This window comes from Pseudomonas sp. MS01C9 (genome assembly GCF_058202755.1).
The window spans coordinates 182,222-202,356 of the sequence record NZ_CM177073.1 but is presented as its reverse complement, the minus strand read 5'-3'; the positions used below and the strand labels follow the sequence as shown (position 1 = coordinate 202,356).

At 60.1% G+C, this 20,135-nt stretch carries 17 protein-coding genes; 11 read left to right on the top strand and 6 right to left on the bottom strand.

Annotation, left to right across the window (positions count from 1 at the left end; genetic code table 11):
- Window positions 1-98: 98 nt before the first annotated feature.
- The 3 genes from gorA (at window position 99) to ahpF (ending at window position 3,935) form a co-directional block, all read left to right on the top strand.
- Window positions 99-1,454 (top strand): glutathione-disulfide reductase, encoded by a 1,356-nt coding sequence (gene gorA, locus AC1M7R_RS00895; RefSeq protein WP_072399036.1) that lies wholly within the window; start codon window positions 99-101, stop codon window positions 1,452-1,454.
- Between the two features lie 230 nt (window positions 1,455-1,684).
- Complete coding sequence (ahpC, locus tag AC1M7R_RS00890; RefSeq protein WP_490610161.1) at window positions 1,685-2,248, top strand: alkyl hydroperoxide reductase subunit C; 564 nt, start codon at window positions 1,685-1,687, stop codon at window positions 2,246-2,248.
- Window positions 2,249-2,372: 124 nt separating this feature from the next.
- The gene (gene ahpF, locus AC1M7R_RS00885; protein ID WP_072430587.1) at window positions 2,373-3,935 is read left to right on the top strand and encodes an alkyl hydroperoxide reductase subunit F; all 1,563 of its coding nucleotides are present in this window, start codon (window positions 2,373-2,375) and stop codon (window positions 3,933-3,935) included.
- Between the two features lie 178 nt (window positions 3,936-4,113).
- Here ahpF and gloA read toward each other — a convergent pair whose 3' ends face one another.
- Window positions 4,114-4,635 carry a lactoylglutathione lyase gene (gene gloA, locus AC1M7R_RS00880; protein WP_072430586.1) on the bottom strand — a complete coding sequence of 174 codons (522 nt, stop codon included), beginning with the start codon at window positions 4,633-4,635 and terminating at the stop codon, window positions 4,114-4,116.
- Window positions 4,636-4,816: 181 nt separating this feature from the next.
- Here gloA and AC1M7R_RS00875 point away from each other — a divergent pair, with 181 nt between their 5' ends.
- Window positions 4,817-5,350, top strand: coding sequence for a DUF4946 domain-containing protein (locus AC1M7R_RS00875; RefSeq protein ID WP_490610160.1), 534 nt, complete (start codon window positions 4,817-4,819; stop codon window positions 5,348-5,350).
- A 90-nt stretch (window positions 5,351-5,440) separates the two neighbouring features.
- Here AC1M7R_RS00875 and AC1M7R_RS00870 read toward each other — a convergent pair whose 3' ends face one another.
- Together AC1M7R_RS00870 and AC1M7R_RS00865 are read right to left on the bottom strand one after the other, a co-directional pair.
- Entirely contained in the window at window positions 5,441-5,809 is a 369-nt protein-coding gene (locus AC1M7R_RS00870; RefSeq protein WP_490610159.1) for a histone-like nucleoid-structuring protein, MvaT/MvaU family, read from the bottom strand.
- A gap of 463 nt (window positions 5,810-6,272) precedes the next feature.
- The gene (locus AC1M7R_RS00865) at window positions 6,273-7,136 is read right to left on the bottom strand and encodes a LysR family transcriptional regulator (RefSeq protein WP_072430584.1); all 864 of its coding nucleotides are present in this window, start codon (window positions 7,134-7,136) and stop codon (window positions 6,273-6,275) included.
- Between the two features lie 83 nt (window positions 7,137-7,219).
- Here AC1M7R_RS00865 and AC1M7R_RS00860 point away from each other — a divergent pair, with 83 nt between their 5' ends.
- Together AC1M7R_RS00860 and hppD are read left to right on the top strand one after the other, a co-directional pair.
- A complete protein-coding gene (locus AC1M7R_RS00860; RefSeq protein ID WP_490610158.1) occupies window positions 7,220-8,164 on the top strand; it encodes a DMT family transporter in 945 nt (314 codons plus the stop codon).
- Window positions 8,165-8,412: 248 nt separating this feature from the next.
- A complete protein-coding gene (gene hppD / locus AC1M7R_RS00855) occupies window positions 8,413-9,489 on the top strand; it encodes a 4-hydroxyphenylpyruvate dioxygenase (RefSeq protein ID WP_072399029.1) in 1,077 nt (358 codons plus the stop codon).
- 89 nt (window positions 9,490-9,578) lie between these two features.
- Here the strand turns inward: hppD and rarD are convergent, their stop codons facing one another.
- From rarD to AC1M7R_RS00840, 3 genes are all read right to left on the bottom strand, one after another.
- Window positions 9,579-10,463 carry an EamA family transporter RarD gene (gene rarD, locus AC1M7R_RS00850; RefSeq protein WP_072399028.1) on the bottom strand — a complete coding sequence of 295 codons (885 nt, stop codon included), beginning with the start codon at window positions 10,461-10,463 and terminating at the stop codon, window positions 9,579-9,581.
- A 162-nt stretch (window positions 10,464-10,625) separates the two neighbouring features.
- The gene (locus AC1M7R_RS00845) at window positions 10,626-11,639 is read right to left on the bottom strand and encodes an aldo/keto reductase (protein ID WP_072399027.1); all 1,014 of its coding nucleotides are present in this window, start codon (window positions 11,637-11,639) and stop codon (window positions 10,626-10,628) included.
- Between the two features lie 191 nt (window positions 11,640-11,830).
- Window positions 11,831-13,141, bottom strand: a complete 1,311-nt coding sequence (locus tag AC1M7R_RS00840; RefSeq protein ID WP_072432293.1) for an MFS transporter — start codon at window positions 13,139-13,141, stop codon at window positions 11,831-11,833.
- A 160-nt stretch (window positions 13,142-13,301) separates the two neighbouring features.
- Between AC1M7R_RS00840 and AC1M7R_RS00835 the strand changes: the two genes are divergently transcribed.
- From AC1M7R_RS00835 to AC1M7R_RS00815, 5 genes are all read left to right on the top strand, one after another.
- Window positions 13,302-14,426: a sugar diacid recognition domain-containing protein gene (locus tag AC1M7R_RS00835; RefSeq protein ID WP_076406851.1), complete on the top strand. Its 1,125-nt coding sequence runs from the start codon at window positions 13,302-13,304 to the stop codon at window positions 14,424-14,426.
- Between the two features lie 169 nt (window positions 14,427-14,595).
- The gene (locus AC1M7R_RS00830) at window positions 14,596-15,732 is read left to right on the top strand and encodes a glycerate kinase (RefSeq protein WP_072432295.1); all 1,137 of its coding nucleotides are present in this window, start codon (window positions 14,596-14,598) and stop codon (window positions 15,730-15,732) included.
- A 62-nt stretch (window positions 15,733-15,794) separates the two neighbouring features.
- Entirely contained in the window at window positions 15,795-16,964 is a 1,170-nt protein-coding gene (locus tag AC1M7R_RS00825) for a pyridoxal phosphate-dependent aminotransferase (protein ID WP_072399023.1), read from the top strand.
- Window positions 16,965-17,233: 269 nt separating this feature from the next.
- Complete coding sequence (locus AC1M7R_RS00820; protein ID WP_148049153.1) at window positions 17,234-17,977, top strand: hypothetical protein; 744 nt, start codon at window positions 17,234-17,236, stop codon at window positions 17,975-17,977.
- Window positions 17,978-18,094: 117 nt separating this feature from the next.
- The gene (locus AC1M7R_RS00815; RefSeq protein WP_076406853.1) at window positions 18,095-20,101 is read left to right on the top strand and encodes a hypothetical protein; all 2,007 of its coding nucleotides are present in this window, start codon (window positions 18,095-18,097) and stop codon (window positions 20,099-20,101) included.
- Window positions 20,102-20,135: the final 34 nt, after the last annotated feature.

Below are 20,135 nucleotides of genomic sequence, written 5' to 3'. Positions count from 1 at the left end.
TCGTTTTTCGTGCCCATATCCTTTGGCAAAGTTACTCAATGTGGCTGCCCACTGTGGAAGCAGCGGGTATGCTGATGGCCTGCCAAAGGAGATTGAAGATGGCCTATGATTTTGACCTGTATGTGATTGGCGCCGGTTCCGGCGGTGTGCGGGCTGCGCGATTCGCTGCCGGGTTCGGGGCCAGGGTGGCCGTGGCGGAAAGCCGCTACCTGGGCGGTACCTGTGTGAACGTGGGCTGTGTGCCGAAGAAGCTGCTGGTCTACGGGGCCCATTACGCCGATGATTTCGAGCAGGCTTCGGCCTACGGCTGGACCGCCGGCGAGGCGAGTTTCGACTGGGCCACCCTGATCGCCAACAAGAATCAGGAAATCAACCGCCTCAACGGTATCTATCGCAACCTGCTGGTCAACAGCGGGGTGACCCTGCATGAAGGCCACGCGAAGGTCACCGGCCCCCACGAAGTCGAGATCAACGGCCAGCGCCACACCGCCGAGCATATCCTGATCGCCACGGGCGGTTGGCCGGTGATCCCGGACATTCCGGGGCGTGAGCACGCCATCAGCTCCAACGAGGCGTTTTTCCTCAAGGAACTGCCCAAGCGCATCATCGTCGTGGGCGGTGGCTATATCGCAGTGGAGTTCGCGGGTATTTTCCATGGCATGGGGGCGCAGACCTCCCTGCTGTATCGCGGTGAGCTGTTCCTGCGGGGCTTTGACGGCGCAGTGCGCAAGCATTTGGCCCAGGAACTGACCCAGCGCGGCCTGGACCTGCGGTTCAACGCCGATATCCAGCGCATCGACAAGCAGGCGGATGGCAGCCTTGAGGTCACGCTCAAGGACGGCAGCGTCCTGTCCACCGATTGCGTGTTCTATGCCACCGGCCGGCGACCGATGCTCGATAACCTCGGCCTGGAGAACACCGCGGTGACCCTGGATGAGAAAGGCTTTGTCCAGGTCAACGAAAGGTACGAGACCCAGGAACCGTCCATCCTGGCCATCGGCGACGTGATCGGCCGTGTGCAGCTCACGCCCGTGGCCCTGGCCGAAGGCATGGCGGTGGCGCGACGGCTGTTCAAGCCCGAGCAGTACAGGCTGGTGGATTACCGGATGATCCCCACGGCCGTGTTCAGCCTGCCCAACATCGGCACGGTTGGCCTGACCGAGGAGCAGGCGCGGGAAGAGGGGCATGAGGTGCAGGTTTTCGAAAGCCGCTTCCGACCGATGAAGCTGAGCCTCACCGACAGCCAGGAGCGCACGCTGATGAAGCTGGTGGTGGACGCCCGGACCGACAAGGTGCTGGGGTGCCACATGGTCGGGCCGGATGCCGGTGAAATCGTCCAGGGGTTGGCCATCGCCCTCAAGGCCGGGGCTACCAAGCGTGACTTCGACGAAACCATCGGCGTTCACCCGACCGCCGCCGAAGAGTTCGTCACCATGCGTACCCCCACCGCCTGAGCCACTGGCGAGGCCCGACGGCTGGAGGCTGCGTTTTCTTGACCTGCGTCACCCTGACGCAAGATAGGGAAGCGTGGCCTTCGGCAGCTTCTATGCTTGGGTTCTTCTATCTATAGAGATTCCTGATAGCCAAAACCAATTATTCGCATGAGCTTTGCCAATGAGCCAGCATGGGAATGAATGGGTAAGCTTCACTCCATCAACTTTTCAACCCTGACGGAGAAACATCGATGCCTATCATCAACAGCCAAGTCAAACCGTTCACCGCTACCGCTTACAAAAACGGCAATTTCGTTGAAGTCTCGGACGCCGACCTGAAAGGCAAGTGGTCTGTCGTGTTCTTCTACCCAGCCGACTTCACCTTCGTCTGCCCGACCGAACTGGAAGACCTGGCCGACAACTACGCCGAGTTCCAGAAGCTGGGCGTGGAGATCTACAGCGTGTCCACCGACACTCATTTCGCCCACGCTGCCTGGCACAACACTTCGCCAGCCATCGGCAAGATCCAGTACACCATGATCGGCGACCCGACCCACGTGATTTCCCGCAACTTCGACGTACTGATCGAAGAAGTCGGCCTGGCTGACCGTGGCACCTTCGTGATCAACCCTGAAGGTCGGATCAAGATCGTTGAAATCAACGACGGCGGTGTAGGTCGTGACGCTTCCGAGCTGCTGCGCAAGGTCAAGGCCGCTCAGTACGTCGCCGCTCACCCGGGCGAAGTCTGCCCAGCCAAGTGGAAAGAAGGCGAGGCCACCCTGGCTCCGTCCCTGGACCTGGTCGGCAAGATCTAAGACCGTGAGTTCCTTGAGGGCGGTCATCCGCACCTGAGTAAGCCGCACCGCCCACAAAAAACGCCCGGGCGAGATTCGCTCGGGCGTTGTTTTTTCTGAAATTCAAAAAATGGAAATCGCCCGTATGTTGGACGCCAATCTTAAAGCTCAGTTGAAGTCATATCTGGAACGGGTCACCCAACCGATCGAGATCGTTGCATCCCTCGACGACGGTGCGAAATCCCAGGAAATGCTCGCTTTACTCAAAGACGTTGCCAGTCTCTCCGACAAGATTACCTTGCTCGACAACGGTAACGATGCGCGCAAGCCTTCGTTTTCGTTGAATCGCCCGGGAGCCGATATCAGCCTGCGTTTTGCCGGCATCCCCATGGGCCATGAATTCACTTCGCTGGTGCTGGCCCTGCTGCAAGTCGGTGGCCACCCGTCGAAGGCCAGTGTCGAAGTCATTGAACAGATCCGCTCCCTCAAGGGTGAATTCAACTTCGAGACTTATTTCTCGCTGTCGTGCCAGAACTGTCCGGACGTGGTCCAGGCGCTGAACCTGATGGCGGTGCTGAACCCGAACATCCGCCATGTCGCCATCGACGGCGCGCTGTTTCAGGCCGAGGTCGACGAACGCCAGATCATGGCGGTGCCGAGCATCTACTTGAACGGCGTGAACTTCGGCCAGGGCCGCATGGGGCTGGAAGAAATTCTCGCCAAGATCGACACCAGCGGCATCGAACGCCAGGCCGAGAAGATCAGCGCCAAGGATGCCTTCGACGTGCTGGTGGTCGGCGGTGGCCCGGCCGGTGCTTCGGCGGCGATCTACGCGGCTCGCAAAGGCATCCGCACGGGGGTGGCGGCCGAGCGTTTCGGCGGCCAGGTGCTGGACACCATGGCCATCGAGAACTTCATTTCGGTCCAGGAAACCGAAGGGCCGAAACTGGCTGTCGCCCTGGAAGAGCACGTCAAGCAGTACGACGTGGACATCATGAACCTGCAACGTGCCGATGCGCTGGTGCCGGGTAAAGAGGGCGAGCTGCACGAAGTCAGGTTCGCCAGCGGTGCGCGCCTCAAGGCCAGGACCGTGATCCTCGCGACCGGCGCCCGCTGGCGCGAAATGAACGTACCGGGCGAGCAGCAATACCGCAACAAGGGCGTGGCGTACTGCCCGCATTGCGACGGTCCGCTGTTCAAGGGCAAGCGCGTGGCGGTGATCGGCGGAGGCAACTCCGGTGTCGAGGCCGCCATCGACCTGGCGGGCATCGTGGCCCATGTCACCTTGCTGGAGTTCGATGTGCAATTGCGTGCCGACGCCGTGTTGCAGCGCAAGTTGCACAGCCTGCCGAACGTGACGGTGATCACCAACGCCCAGACCACCGAAGTGACCGGTGACGGGCAGAAGGTCAACGGCTTGCGCTACAAGGATCGTCCAAGCGCAGAAGTACACGATGTGGCGCTGGAAGGCATCTTCGTGCAGATCGGCCTGTTGCCCAACACCGATTGGCTCAAGGGTACCGTCGAACTGTCCCCGCGTGGCGAGATCGTGGTCGATGCCCGTGGTGAAACCTCGATCCCAGGCGTGTTCGCCGCCGGTGACGTGACCACGGTGCCGTACAAGCAGATCGTGATCGCCGTAGGCGAGGGCGCCAAGGCTTCGCTGGGAGCCTTCGACCACCTGATCCGCACCTCCGCACCGGCCTGAGCGGCCGATCGCGGGCAAAAGGAAAACCCCATGAGCCTTGGCTCATGGGGTTTTTTTATCGCCCATCATTCTGTGGGAGGGCGCTTGCTCGCGATGGCGGCGGGGCAGCTTGCCTCAATGCTGAATGTGCTGCCCTCATCGCGAGCAAGCTCGCTCCCACAAGAGGCATCAGTGCAGCTTACAGTGGCGCTGGCTGGATGATCTCGACCCAGTAGCCGTCCGGGTCCTTGATGAACGCCAGGCTTTTCATGCGGCCATCGTTCAGGCGCTTCTGGAAGTCACAGCCCAGTGCTTCGAAGCGTTCGCAGGCCGCGACGACATCCGGCACCGAGATGCAGATATGACCGAACCCGCGCGGGTCGGTGTTGCCGTCGTGGTAACTGAACGCCGGGTCGTTTTCGGTGCCGTGGTTATGGGTCAGTTCCAGGATGCCTGGTATCGACTTCATCCATTCGGTGCGTGCCGCGGCATCGGCCGGGATCTGGCGCTTGTCCACCAGGGCCAGGAAATACAGGCTGAATTCGGCTTCCGGGAAGTCGCGTTTTTCCACCAGGGAAAAACCCAGAACCCGAGTGTAGAAGTCCAGCGATTTGGTAATGTCCTTGACCCGCAGCATGGTGTGGTTGAAGACGTAGTGGGTCGTGGCGGCATCGGGTTGGGCGGTGACGCCCGGGAAGTGTTCGAGTTCGTGCAGGCTCATGGGCCCTCCAAAAAGAAGTGAGGCAGACGGCGCCGCAGAGCGGATCGCGACGGTTCTGGGGCTGCGCTGAATGGCTTGCAGCATGATACGCAAGGGACGCGGCAACGCCAAACCGCGAGTGGCTATTGCCTGGGTTTGCGGCCGGCTTCAGACTTGCCGATCCGTCCTTGAGTGCAACCTGATGATTCGACCGCTCCTTTCGCTGTTTGTCCTGTCGTTTGCCTTAGTTGCGAGTATCGAGGCCCAGGCGGCTGAACCGCAGGTCGCATGGCCCGAGGGCTGGGTCGTTGAGTCGTTGCCTTCCGACGCCGCCACGTCAACCCGTCAAGGGACTACACGCCAGCGAGCGACCAAAAACGATGCCGCGGGAAATGCATTGTTGGTCATGGAACTGACTGCGACGCCTGTGGAACCCGATCATCAAGTCAACTTGCAGGGCGTGCTGCTGGAAATGCGCAAGTCAATCCAGAAGGATTTTTTCCAGGGCGGTTATCAAAGTGTCTGCAATAAGATTCATGCTTCGATGTTGGGCGAGGCAACAGCTTTGGAGACCACTTGCACAATCACGCAAAATGGCCGGCACGTGTTGTCCCAGACTCTGGTTGCAGCACTAAATGCCGGGCGGGCGTATGTACTGTCCTATGCCGGGCAGGCGCAGGTGTTTGCCGAAAGCCAGGAGGAAATACAGGCGGTACGAAATAGCCTGAAACTATAAGGTTATCCGCCTGATACTCTGGGTTTAATCCAGAAGTTGAAGTCCATAAAAAAGCCCTGTTGATCAGGGCTTTCCATTCAAGGCTGGATGTCAGGTACGTACCCAGGAGTCAACGGTCCCGGCGCCGTACTGCTCTTTCCAGGCTTTCAGGCCGCGATGGTTGCCGCCCTTGGTTTCGATCAGTTCGCCGGTATGGGGGTTCTGATAGACCTTCACCACCCGTGCGCGGCGCGTTTTAGGCGTCTTGCCGGCCGCTGCCGCGCCTGCCTTGGCCGGGCCCGGATCGAGAATCGCGATGATGTCGCGCAGGCTCTTGCCGTAGGTTTTCATCAGTCCCTGGAGCTTTTCTTCGAATTCGATTTCTTTCTTGAGCCCGGCATCGTTCTTCAGCTTTTCCAGCTGTTTGAGCTGGTCCTGAAGGGCCTTTTCGGCTTTACGAAATTCAGCGAGTCTGGACAATTATCGTTACTCCAATCAAATATGTGGCTGATACCAACCGCAAACAAAGCTATAAGCCAAGCGCCTTGACGCGACTCGGTGATAAATGACTCCCTGCTATCCAGCACAGGTAGAAAAATTGTAGTAGTTAAACCGGGGAGTGTAAATCGTAACTTTTTCGTTATGTAACAATGGCAAACGTTTTCCTACTAGTTGGAGTCCCGACAGGCACGCCGCGTCAGGGCTTTGAGCCAACTACGATGCATTTTATAATTCGACGCAAAGTTGCAGCTCCACTGTCCCTTAATTGCAAAGTGTTATCACATAGTGGCGTCTGTCAGGCTCTGTACGAACAGTCTTGAGCCGAAGGTCAGGCAAGGCGAAAACAGCCAAGCAAGCGCAGTTCATTGGAGTACATGAGTAATCCGAGGCTGTTTTCAGCGCAGCATGAGCGAGTCTCAAGGTTGTTCGTACAGAGCCTGATTCAGGTGGATCTGGCCAAGTCGATGAACGCCTGGGTGGCAGGCGAAACCTGGCGGCTGTCCAGAACTGCCAGGCCGATCCGGCGCGGGACCCGTGGGGCCAAGGGACGGACTACGAAGCCGCAGTGCTCGCCTTCCGGTAGCGAGCCTTCCGAGACCACGGTCACGGCTTCGCCCCGGCTCACCACATTCAACGTGCTGAGCACCTGCGAACAGCGATAGCGTACGTTTGGCGTGAGCCGCTCGGCGTTGAACAGGCGTGTGACCAGCTCCGAGGAGCCGGCCTCGGTGAGCACGAAAGGGTCGTCGCACAGGTCCTTCAGGCCCAGGCTGGATCGGGCGGCGAGGGGATGGGTGGCGGGAAGCAGGGCCACCATCTGGTCCTCCATAAGGGCGACGGTATCGAAACGCTCCTCGGGCAGGACCACGAAGCCAATGTCGATCCGTCGTTCATCCAGCCATTGGATGACCTGGCGGTCCGGTCCTTCGTCGATATGAACTTCGATGCCCGGGTGCAACGCTCGATAGCGTTGCAGGATAGGGGGCAGCAACTTCATGGAGGAGGTCGGACCGAACGACCCGATGCGCAACGTGCCCCGGCGCATGCCCTGGGCGTCGGCGGCTTCCTGGCGCAAGGTGTTGGCCAGCCCGAGCATGGCCCGGGCCCGTGACAGCAGTTGCTGGCCGATGTCGGTGAGTTCCACCAAGGATTGATGGCGCCTGAACAATTCGACGCCCAGCTCCTGCTCCAGCGACTTGATAGCGTGGGATACCGCTGACTGGCTGACCCCCAGCCGCATCGCTGCGGCGGTGAACCCTCGCAGTTCAGCGACCAGGGAGAATATTTCGAGCTGGGTAAGGGTCATGAGTATTTGCTCATTTTACGATGATCAGACATGAGTTCGAGAATACGCCATGGCGGCATTCGATTGAACTGATGTGGTGAACCATGAAGACCCTTGAACAAACTGCTCCAACCTCCTCGGACCTGCCGGTGTACCTGAACCTGTCCATGGTCACCATGATCTGGGGCGGGACCTTCGTGGCCGGCAGGATGTTGTCCAGCACCCTGGAGCCCCTGCTGGCCGCCAGTTTGCGCTTTTCGCTGGCCAGTATCGCGCTGTTGCTGTTTCTCTGCCTGGCCAGGGTCGCGCTGGTCAGACCCACGCTGAAACAGGCGTTGCAACTGGCCGTGCTGGGGTTCTTCGGCATCCTTTTCTACAACCTGTGCTTTTTCCAAGGGTTGCAATATGTCCAGGCGTCGCGCGCTTCGCTGATCGTGGCTTTGAACCCGGCGGTCATCGGCCTGGCGTCCTGGTGGTTGTTCAAGGAGCGGCTGGGCCCCTCGAAGGTCTGGGGAATCGTGTTATGCATCGGCGGGGCGGGACTGGTGATCGTCAGCCGCGATCCGTCCTCGCTGCAGAGCGCCGCACAAGGCTGGATGGGAGACCTGCTGATTTTCGGTTGCGTGTTGGGGTGGGGTATCTATTCGCTGTTTTCCAGGAACCTGAACGACAGCCTTGGTCCGTTGCAGACCGTCACCTGGTCGATTCTGCTGGGCACGGGGATGTTGTGGCTGGCTTGCGTGGCCGGGGGCGAAGCTCGGCTGGAGCCGCTGCGTGGCCTGGAATTGCGCCAGTGGCTGAGTCTGCTGTACCTCGGTGTGTTGGGCTCGGCCCTGGCCTATATTGCCTGGTACGAGGGTATTCGCCGGATCGGCGCCACCCGCTGCGGCGTATTCATTGCGCTCAACCCGCTCACCGCCGTGCTGCTGGGGGCCCTGTTGCTCGATGAACGACTCGGCGCGCTGATGGGCGTGGGCGCAGGATTGATCCTGACGGGCATTTTCCTGTGCAACAAGCCTCTTGCACGATCGGCGCAAAAGACGATTTGATACAGGAGGCGGACAAATCGGGTTACGCTGTGTAGAATCGGTTTACGCATATAAGAATAACGTCTTCTGGCAGCAGAAGCCTCGCCCGCAAGAGCCTTGGGTCGACAATGAAGATACTTGGGTTACAACTGATCTATGGCGATTTCCTCGCCCGCAGCGTTCGCGGTATTTCCTGCGCGCCACCCCGCGTCCTCAGCATCGCCAGCAACTAACGCTCCGTTAATTGACAAGCATGATGAGGCGCCGACATGGCAGATCTATACGAAAACCCAATGGGCCTGATGGGCTTCGAGTTCATCGAGTTCGCATCCCCGACTCCCAATACCCTGGAGCCGATCTTCGAGATCATGGGCTTCACCAAGGTGGCCACGCACCGTTCCAAGGATGTGCACCTGTATCGCCAGGGTGCGATCAACCTGATCCTCAACAACGAACCCCACAGCGTGGCGTCCTACTTCGCCGCCGAGCATGGCCCGTCGGTGTGCGGCATGGCGTTTCGCGTCAAGGATTCGCAGCTGGCCTACAAGCGAGCCCTGGAGCTCGGCGCCCAGCCGATCCACATCGAAACCGGCCCCATGGAGCTGAACCTGCCGGCGATCAAAGGCATCGGCGGTGCGCCGCTGTACCTGATCGATCGTTTTGGCGAGGGTAGCTCGATCTACGATATCGATTTTGTGTTCCTCGAAGGTGTCGACCGTCATCCGGTGGGTGCGGGCCTCAAAATCATCGATCACCTGACCCACAACGTTTATCGCGGCCGCATGGCCTACTGGGCCGGCTTCTACGAGAAGCTGTTCAACTTCCGTGAGATCCGTTATTTCGATATCAAGGGCGAATACACCGGCCTGACATCCAAGGCCATGACCGCTCCGGATGGCATGATCCGCATTCCGTTGAATGAGGAATCGTCCAAGGGCGCCGGGCAGATCGAAGAGTTCCTGATGCAGTTCAACGGCGAAGGCATCCAGCACGTGGCCTTCCTGACCGATGACCTGGTCAAGACCTGGGACAAGCTCAAGAGCATCGGCATGCGCTTCATGACGGCGCCGCCGGACACCTACTACGAAATGCTCGAAGGCCGCCTGCCGAACCACGGCGAGCCGGTGGGCGAGCTGCAATCGCGGGGGATCCTGCTGGACGGTTCCTCCAACCCGGACGACAAGCGCCTGCTGCTGCAGATTTTCTCGGAAACCCTGATGGGGCCGGTGTTCTTCGAGTTCATCCAGCGCAAGGGCGACGACGGCTTCGGCGAAGGCAACTTCAAGGCGCTGTTCGAGTCCATCGAGCGTGACCAGGTGCGTCGGGGTGTGCTGGCGACCGAGTAATACCTGAGCGCAAAAAAAGCCCGCCTGGCAGTGATGCCAGGCGGGCTTTTTATTGAGCGACGCAAACCCTTGTGGGAGCGGTGTGTACGTCAGTCCCGGCGCCGCTGCCGCATCAGGTGTTTGAATCCCTCGAACACCAGCACCGCCACGGCCATCCAGATGGGGATGTAGGTCAGCCATTCAGTGGCCTTGATGCTTTCGCCCAGTAGCAGCGCCACGCCCAGCAATAGCACCGGTTCGACATAGCTCAACAACCCGAACAGGCTGAACGGCAGCAACCGACTGGCGACGATGTAGCACACCAGCGCAGAAACACTGATCACGCCGAGCAGCGGAATCAGCAGCGACAGCCACGGGTATTGATTGAACACCTCGAAACCCTGTTCGCCGCTTTGCACGAACCAGAGGGCCAGCGGCAGCATCAGGGTCATGTCCAGCCAGAGCCCGCCCAGGTTGTCGGTCTTGGTGCGCTTGCGCAGGATGAAGTAGAGCGGATAGCCCAACACCACCAGCAAGGTTGCCCAGGAAAAACCACCCACTTGGTACAACTCATTGAACACGCCAAGGGTGGCGAAGAACACGGCGACTTTTTGCAGGTAAGAAAGGCGTTCGCCATAGACGATGCGGCCGGTCAGGACCATCGACAACGGCAGCAGGAAATACCCCAGCGATACGTCCAGGCTGTAGCCGTTGAGCGGCGCCCACATGAACAGCCACAATTGGGCGCCCATCAGTGCCGACGAGGCTATTGCCGCGATCAACAGGCGTGGCGTGGCAACCAGGCGGCGGATCAGCGCCGTGACCAGGTGCCACTCTCGTGCCACCAGCATGAACACGGTCATGCATGGCATCGTCAGCAGCATGCGCCAGCCGAAAATCTCCAGGCCGGTCAACGGTGAGAGCAACGAGGTGTAGTAGTACATGACGGCGAACAGCGCAGAGGCTGAGACCGATAGAGCGATGCCTTTGGACACTGAGGCCTCTTATTTTGATGGGCAGGAACACCGTTGTGGTGAGAAGGGTAGTTGCGGCGAGGGAGCTCGCTCCCGCAGGGCAGCGTAGCGAACCCTGGATTGCGGTCGCTGCGCAGCCCAGCGGGAGCAAGCTCCCTCGCCAGGTTCTTGTTCGATGAGTGCTTAGGACGTCAGCGGCACGCGTCCCGGCACGAAATGCCCCACATCGTTGAACCCTGGCGTGGAGGCATGCCCCGGCGTCACCAACGAATCGATGAAGGCTTCATCCTCCGCGGTGATTTTCACGGCTTGCGCCTTGGTATAGGAATCCCACTGCTCCTCGGTGCGCGGCCCGACGATGGCCGAGGTCACTGCGCGGTTGTTCAGCACCCAGGCGATGGCGAATTCGACGATCCCCACGCCCCGGCCCTGGGTGTATTGCAGGATCTGCTGGGCAATGCGCAGAGACTCCACCCGCCATTCGGTCTCCAGGATGCGCTTGTCCTGCCGGCCGGCGCGGCTGTTGGCATCCGGCGCCACGTCCGGTGCGTACTTGCCACTGAGCACGCCCCGGGCGAGAGGGCTGAAGGGCACCACGCCGAGACCGTAATGCTGCGCGGCGGTGATCTGCTCGGTCTCGGCCTGGCGATTGACGATGTTGTACAGCGGCTGGCTGATCACCGGGCGGTCGATGCCCAGGCTGTCGGCGATCCGGATCACTTCGGCGATGCGCCAGCCACGGTAGTTCGACAGGCCCCAGTAGCGGATCTTGCCCTGGCGAATCAAGTCGCCGATGGCCGACACCGTCACCTGCAGCGGCGTGTTGTGGTCTTCTCGGTGCAGGTAGTAGATATCCAGGTAATCGGTGCCCAGGCGAGTCAGGCTGGCCTCGATACCGTTGAAGATGTGCTTGCGGCTCAGGCCGCTGCGATTGGGCACGCCGTCCGCCGGGCCGAACCCGACCTTGGTGGCGAGCACCCATTCCTGGCGGCGGCTGGCAATCGCTTCGCCAACGATTTCTTCGGAGCGACCATTGGTGTAGACGTCCGCGGTGTCGATGAAATTGATGCCCTGGTCCCAGGCCTTGTCGATGATCCGCAGCGAATCCTCGGTGCTGGTCTGTTCGCCGAACATCATGGTGCCCAGGGTCAGGGTCGAGACTTGCAACCCGGAATGGCCAAGCGTGCGGTAGCTCATGACAAGATCCTTTCATCCATGGGAAAGGCCCAATCAAACCCCAGAACAGGCGCGCGGATCAAACAGATTTATCGGACCCCCCTGAATCCCTGTGGGAGCGAGCTTGCTCGCGATGGCGTCGGATCAGTCGATATTGATGTTGACTGTTCGACCGCTATCGCGAGCAAGCTCGCTCCCACAGAGGATTGGCGTCAGGCGCGCAGGGTGCGGGTCATGCGCAACGCCAACAGGCTGCCGCAGACGATCACGCCAGCCAGCAGGTACAACGCCGCATCGGTCGATCCGGTGACGTCCTTGACCCAACCCACCAGGTACGGGCTGAGGAAGCCCGCCATCTGTCCCATGGAGTTGATCAATGCCAGCCCACCGGCGGCCGCGCCGGCGCTGAGCAGGGCGGTGGGCACCGGCCAGAACATCGGCAGGCCGGTGAGGGCTCCCATGGTGGCGATGGACAGGCCGACAATGGCGATGGCCGGTGTGCCGGCGAAATTGACCGCGATCAGCAGCCCGACCGCGCCCATGAGCATCGGCACTACCAGGTGCCAGCGACGTTCCTTGCGCAGGTCCGCCGAGCGACCGACCAGCAACATGAACACGGCTGCCAGCAGATAAGGGATCGCGCTCAGCCAGCCGATCACCAGGTTATCGCTGAAGCCCAGGTTCTTGATGATCGACGGCAGCCAGAAGTTGATCGCGTACACCCCGCTCTGGATACAGAAATAGACCAGGCCGAACGCCCAGATCGCCGGATTCTTGAACACGGCGAGCAAGGAGTCGCTGGCGGTCTTCGGCTGGCTCGCCAGGTCTTGCGCATGGTCGGCAGTGAGTACGGCGCGCTCCTCGGCGGTCAGCCAGCGTGCGTTGGCGAAGGTGTCGCTGAGCAGGAAAAATGCCAGCGCTCCCAGGATGACCGTCGGTACCCCTTGCAGCAGGAACATCCACTGCCAGCCTGCCAGGCCACCCTGGCCGGCGGCGAAGTGATTGAGGATCCAACCGGAAAACGGGCTGCCCAGCAGGCCGGACACCGGGATGGCCGACATGAACAGCGCCATGATGCGGCCTCGACGGAACGTCGGGAACCATTGCGAGAGGTACAGCACCACGCCCGGGAAGAAACCGGCTTCAGCCGCGCCGGTGAACAGTCGCAGGGTATAGAACTGGGTGGGGGTGGTGACGAAGAGCAAGCAGGTCGACAGTGTGCCCCAGGTGATCATCATCAGGGCGATCCAGCGCCGCGGGCCGAACCGGGTCAGGGCCAGGTTGCTCGGCACGCCGCACAGCACGTAGCCGATAAAGAAGATCCCGGCACCGAGGCCGTACACGGTTTCGCTGAATTTCAGTGCGTCGAGCATCTGCAGCTTGGCGAAGCCGACGTTGACCCGGTCAAGGTAATTGAACAGGTAGCAGATGAAGATGAAGGGAATCAAACGCAGGGTAATGCGTTTGTAGACGGTATTCTTTTCGTCTGGAGTAGCCAGGACGGCTGCTGCGCTCTGGGACATGGCGAGTCTCTCTTTATTATGATTTTTGCGAGCCAAGGGGTAACGTTGACCGCCCCTTGAGTCTCGGCCAGCCCAAGGCCCCGTGTCTTTGTGCCTGAGCACAGGGTTTGAGTGCCGACCCTGTGCGCCTGACCAATCACCCTTGCAAGGAACACCGTGCATGTTCGAACTCGATCACGACCTGGCGCAGGATATCGTCGACCGGGCGATGGCGATCCTGCCGTACAACGTCAATGTCATGGACAACCAGGGCCTGATACTGGGCAGTGGCGAGCGCGAGCGCATCAACACCCGTCACGAGGGCGCGCAGCTGGTATTGGCCAATGGCCGGGTGGTGGAAATCGATGCCCACACGGCGGTGCATCTCAAGGGCGTACAGCCGGGGATCAACCTGCCGCTGATGCTCGACCAGCGGCTGATCGGTGTGCTGGGCATCACAGGCGAGCCGGAGCAGTTGCGCACCTACGCCGAACTGGTGCGCATGACCGCCGAGATGCTCCTGGGCCAGCGCAACCAGCAGGCCGAACAGCAGTGGCGTCGTCAGCGTTGCGATGACCTGTTGGCGTTGCTGCTGGGCGATAGCGGGGATTCGCCACGCTTGCTGGACGAGGCGCAGCAGATGGGCCTCAAGCCGCAATTGTCGCGGGTGCCTTATCTGTTCGAGCTGGGTCTTGAGCATGGGCCCGGGCAGACCGTCGAGGCCCTGAGTGCCTGGCTGATATCCCGCTATCCCGACAGTTGGTGCCTGACCTCGTCCAAATCGTCGTTGCTCTGGTGCCGGCCGGTCAGCGCGTCGGTGGAGAACGAGCGGCTGCTGGCCAAGCTGGACGGATTGGGCTGGAACATCCTGCGGGTGGCGGTGGGTGGCCAGGCCGAAGGGCTGGCGGGCCTGCGCCGCTGCTACCGACGGGTCGGGGACCTGCTGGCCTATGGACGGGATGTGTTGCCGCAGCATCGCTTGCTGGTTCTCAACCGCTATCGCCTGCCCGTCATGCTCTGGCGCCATCGCAGCGACGATGCCCTGGACGAGCTGCTCACCCCGCTGCGCAAGGTGATGGCCAGGGACAGCAACGGCCAACTGCTCGCCACCTTGCGCAGCTGGTGCGAGCACGACGGCCAGAGCCAGGCCTGCGCCGACGCCCTGGGCATTCATCGCAACAGCCTGCGCTACCGCATGGAGCGGATCGCCGAACTCAGCGGCGTGGACCCGTTGCGGCTGGACGGGATGCTGGCGTTGTACCTGGGCGTGCAACTGCTGCCGCAGAGCGACCTTCCACCGGCATAGGCCCGTGGTGGCAGGCCTGCTCGCGATAAGGCCATCAGCCTCGACCCCACCCCTCGCCAGGTCGATATTGTGGAATTGAACAATAATGCCGGGTGTCTTTTGTGCGGCGGACCGGCGTCACGGCTGCGGTCAGCTGGCAGCATGCTGGGCATCGGAACCGGAGAACACTATGAAAATAATCATCGCCCCCGACTCGTTCAAGGACAGCCTCAGCGCCCAGGGCGTCGCCGATGCCATTGCGCTCGGGCTGGCCCAGGTCTGGCCGGATGCCCAATTGGTCAAGTGCCCTATGGCCGATGGCGGCGAGGGGACGGTGGAGTCGGTACTGGCCGCCTGCAACGGCGAGTGGCGTCGTAGCCCGGTCCGTGGCCCCTTGGGCGCTGCCGTCGAGGCGCGTTGGGGGTGGTTGGCCGACAGCCGCACCGCGATCATCGAGATGGCCGAGGCCAGCGGCTTGCAACTCGTGCCGCCGGGGCAGCGCGATGCCTGCTCCAGCAGCACCTACGGCACCGGCCAATTGATCCGCGCGGCGCTGGATGAGGGGGCCGAACGGGTCATCCTGGCCATCGGCGGCAGCGCCACCAACGATGGCGGTGCCGGTGCGATGCAGGCGCTGGGGGTGGCATTGCTGGACCGACGAAGCCAACCTCTGGGCCCCGGAGGCCTGGCCTTGGCGAACCTCTCGCGCATCGACCTCGCCGGCCTGGACCCGCGCCTGGCCCGGGTCAGTTTCGAAATCGCCGCCGATGTCGATAACCCGTTATGCGGTCCCCAGGGGGCTTCCGCCATTTTCGGTCCGCAGAAGGGCGCCTCGGCCTCGCAGGTGCAGAGCCTGGACCGCGCACTGGGTCATTACGCTGACCATTGCGCCGAGGCATTGGGCCGCGATGTTCGCGACGAACCGGGCAGTGGCGCCGCTGGCGGCCTGGGATTCGCGGCCAAGGCATTCCTGCAGGCGCAGTTCCGGACCGGTGTGGACGTCGTGGCCCAGTTGACCGGGCTGGCCGCAGCGCTCGAAGGCGCCGACCTGGTCATCACCGGCGAAGGCCGTTTCGACGCCCAGACCCTGCGCGGCAAGACCCCGTTTGGCGTGGCCCGCATGGCCCGCCAGCATGGCGTGCCGGTGCTGGTCATCGCCGGCACGTTGGGGCAGGGGTACGAGGCGCTGTATGAACACGGCGTCGATGCCGCCTTTGCCCTGGTCGCAGGCCCTACGACCTTGCAGGACGCCTGCGCTGATGCCCCGCGGCTGTTGACTGAGCGAGCCCGGGATATCGCGCGCCTCTGGCGAGTGGCGGGTCGATAGGGTGGCGCGGTTCCTGATTTGCGATAGGGTTGAACCGGACCGCGCAAATTCAGGAGAAGTGCATGCGTTATTCAGCCTTGACCCAACGGATCGCCGGCGACGGCGCCGCTGCCTGGGAAATCCATGATCGGGCGCTGGCCATGCAAGGGCAGGGCATGGAAGTGTTGTTGCTATCGGTGGGCGATCCGGACTTCGATACACCGCAAGCCATCGTCACCGCCGCCATTGACAGCCTGCGGGCCGGGGAGACGCACTATTCGGATGTGCGCGGGCTGCACGGGCTGCGTCAGAGCATTGCCCGTCGCCACCGTCAACGCTGCGGCCAGCCCGTGGAGGCGCAGCACGTCACGGTGCTGCCTGGAGCGCAATGCGGGGTCTACGCGGTCGCGCAATGCCTGCTCGACCCTGGTGACGAGGTGATCGTCGCCGAACCGATGTATGTCACCTACGAAGCCGTCTTTGGCGCCTGCGGGGCGAAGGTAGTGCCCGCGCCGGTGCGTCCGGAAAACGGTTTCCGGGTCGAGCCGGCCGAGGTGGCCCGGCTGATCACGCCGCGAACCCGCGCGTTGCTGCTCAACAGCCCGAACAATCCATCCGGCGCCAGCCTGCCGTTGGCGACCTGGCAGGCGCTGGCGCAGGTGTGCATTGAACACGACCTGTGGCTGATCAGCGACGAGGTCTACAGCGACCTGCTGTACGAGGGCGAGCACATCAGTCCGGCCAGCCTGCCGGGCATGGCCGAGCGCACCGCGACCATCAACAGCCTGTCCAAATCCCACGCCATGACCGGTTGGCGCATCGGTTGGGTCATCGGGCCTGAGCCCTTGGCCGAGCATCTGGCGAACCTGTCCCTGTGCATGCTGTTCGGCCTGCCTGACTTCGTCCAGCGCGCCGCCCAGGTCGCGCTGGAGGCGGATCTGCCGCAAGTGATGCAGATGCGTGAAGAGTATCGGCGGCGCCGGGACCTGGTGTGCGCCATGCTCGATGACTGTCCGGGCCTCAGGCCGGTGCGGCCCGACGGTGGCATGTTCGTAATGGTCGATGTGCGCGGCACCGGGCTCGCTGCCCAGGCATTCGCCGAGCATCTGCTGGATGGATATGGCGTGTCGGTGCTACCCGGCGAGGCATTCGGGCGAAGTGCGACGGGGCATATTCGCGTTGGCCTGGTGGTGGATCAATCGAGGCTGGCCGATGCCTGTCGGCGTATTGCCTTGTGCGCGGCGCGGTTGTAGCAGGTGCGCGAGGCCGAACGTTTGCCTTCAAGTCGAGGACTCATCGCCGCCCGGGCGTCTGCGTGAGGAATTAAACCTGGATAATCTTCCGACCAGCGGTATTTCACACTGTCAGATATGACAGTTGGCAGCTCCGCAGGCCCGGCGCCTAATGAATTCAACAGCCGGGCTAAAACGAAAGGTGTTTCGGACGCACCTTTTTCGGAGAGCGAAATTCAATGTCACAGTCCCCTGAATACATGACAGCGGTCGCGTTGCGGATAGATGGCGTGAGCGACTCGAGTCCGGCCCGGATACCCAGAGATGTGTTGATCAATGGCACGACGGGAAGAGTTACGAGGCCATTGGGTTTTCCTCAAATTCCTAATGAACAAATAACGTTGACTGTTTACTGGGAACAAACCAATTACCCCTCCCAAACGGTAATTTTCCAGAGAACTTACACTGAAAGTGAGGATCAGCCGGAATTCACCTTTCCTATTACGCCTCAACATATGAGTGTTGATGGGACGGCCATCATTCGGTATGTCTGGATGATGTTCAATCCTGATCCTTCACCCAGACGTACCCTGATCATCGATCACACGTTGGCGCCAACGCTCCAGGAGCCGCACTATCCCGATAAGAACCCGCTGAATGGGTTTATCAACTGTGACACGGTGCCGCCCATCTGGGAAAAGATCAGGATCCAGATCAAGCCCGAATCCATCTTCGAGGAATTCGATGTATGCGTGCTTGAATGGCAGGGTTTCGAAACCTTGAATGGTCAGCCTCCGGCGCTCACACCGGTCCATGAGTTTCGCAAGACGTTGAGCAGGGATGAGGCGTTGAATGGATTCATCATCGAGATTCCCTTCGATCCCTATATAAGGCCCATGAAGGATTACGATTCGGGTGCCGCCCAATATACGATTTTTAGAAACACCATAGCCATTGCCAAATCCGAACGGGGAGTGGTGAGGTTGGACCGTATGATTCCCGGACAGGACGAGCCATGCGGGGGATTTGCCTGACCAACATGAGGGTCGGGTGTCGCCGTCAGTCTTTGACAGGTTTTCGAAGACAGTAAGAGTTGTATCGAATTTTTGCTCGACGGGCTGACCTCATTCATTTCTCAAGGAGAAACAAAAATGACTGTCAAAAGTAATGTCGTGAACTTGGATGGTGAGGAACTGACGTTGAACGAAGTCGCTGAACGCTCGCGATCGGCACTGCGTACAACCGGGGCCGAGTCGGGTGTCTTGGTTGATCCTCCTAGCATCGATGGCCAGATTGTCGACGATCTTATTCCTTTATCGGTGCTGGATCCGGGGCCCATGATTTTTCGATTTCCAATCAGTAAGATTGTGAACCCCCATGATGGCGATGCATATATATTGCAGCACAGGGACAAGAGTGGAGTAGTCACTACAATCGCAAGCGACTCGTTCGGCGCCATAGGAAACCGTCCACTGGAGATTGAAATACCCGTGGCTACGACATCCCTTGTCGATGACGATCTGCTTCGTGGATCAACCGCCTACGAGTATCGATTCTCTATTGTCCAAGGAGGTACTGGTAATCCGGACCGATCACCGTGGTTCAAGGCCGAAGTTGACCGGACTGCACCAGAGCAGGACAAGGCTTCAGGGCAGAAATTTCAGCCGGACCCTCCCGACCTGTTGAATTTGCCCGCCAGCACTATCGATGATGACTGGCTTGACAATAATTCAGCGCTTGAACTCAGCATTCATATTGGTTACCCGTTCTATCGCCCGGATGACAATATCGATGTCTACGCGGAAACCAACTATGGCACCGGAACGCCGATACACTCACAGTTTTTGACCTCCGGGACGGTTTCCGTTCCCAAGGATAAACTGCCTAAAATCGATGGCACTTATTTCATCTGGTATGTGTTGACCGATATCGTGGGGAATGCCAGTGAGGACTCTTTCTCGACGCGTGTAGCCGTTGTACGTCTTCCGCCACCTGGACTTTTTGAATGCGTCATCCCCAAAGGGGTTCCGCCGGACGCAATCGATCTCAAAGATATTGAAACGCCCGTCTACATCAACGTTGATCGTGCAACGAATGGGCTGGACGACGACAGGGTTTCGATGATTATCGGCAAAACCGGTAGGGCTTTCGAGTTGGGTTCGCTGCCGTTAGGTACGGCGCCGATGCTCCAGTTCGTAGCGACCAAAAGCAGAATTCTGGCGCTTTGGGATAACGCTACGGCACCCGTGGATATCTTTGCCAGGTATAACTACCTGAGGGGAACGGATTCGCCGATTCCTTCCGCCGTATTCGACACCCAGCTAGATTTCACCTATCGGGGCCCGGTGAATCCAGATTTCCCCAGTCTGGAAAACAAAGACATGGACGTCGTGACAGTCGTAGACTTCGAGGGCAATGTAGACCGTATAACTTCGAAGAATCGCGACAAAATCGCGACCATCAGCACACCCATGATTTCCGGCCCTACGACCTGGACAGCGCTGGGTGATGAAAAAGCCAAGCTCTGGTATGACGGTAACGAGATCTACAGCGAGGACATACCTGCCGGGCCCGTTACAGGCATATTGTCTTATGATATGGACCCTAATAATGGATTTGATTTTAAAGTCGGCTCCATCACTGTCTACTGGACAATTGAAGAGGACGGCGGTCGTAATAGAATGAAATCACCGGACAAGACGATCACGGTCGATCCAGTTCTTGTCACAATGCCAGCGCCTACCGTTTATCTCTTTGATGGCACATTTGTGACATGCCTCTCTTTGAAGGAAGAATCTTTTTTTGAGCTGCCCGTGACTGTTCAAATCGACTCGGCTTATATGCCGGCCGGTACTGTCGTCACAGTAAAGTCCGTCGGGACCACTGATGCAACGGGAAACACAGAAGTCCCGGGCACACAATTCAGCGATACCTATAGAGTGACAGGTATGGAGCCCAATGGAGAGTTCGTTCTGGATGTCCAACCCTATCTGGAAAAATTAAAGCCGATCCAGCCTCCGAATGGCAGCAGTCAGCCCAACGGTTGGATAAAGATATGGTATGAGGTTCCAGGCGTCCCAGACCCTTCGACTGCACTGTTCAACGAAGTCAGGTTTCTCAATACCAGTTTCAACTACTGCGATGAGGCCGATGGCTAATTTTCGATACGGCGATGTCGGAGGGAGGAATTGC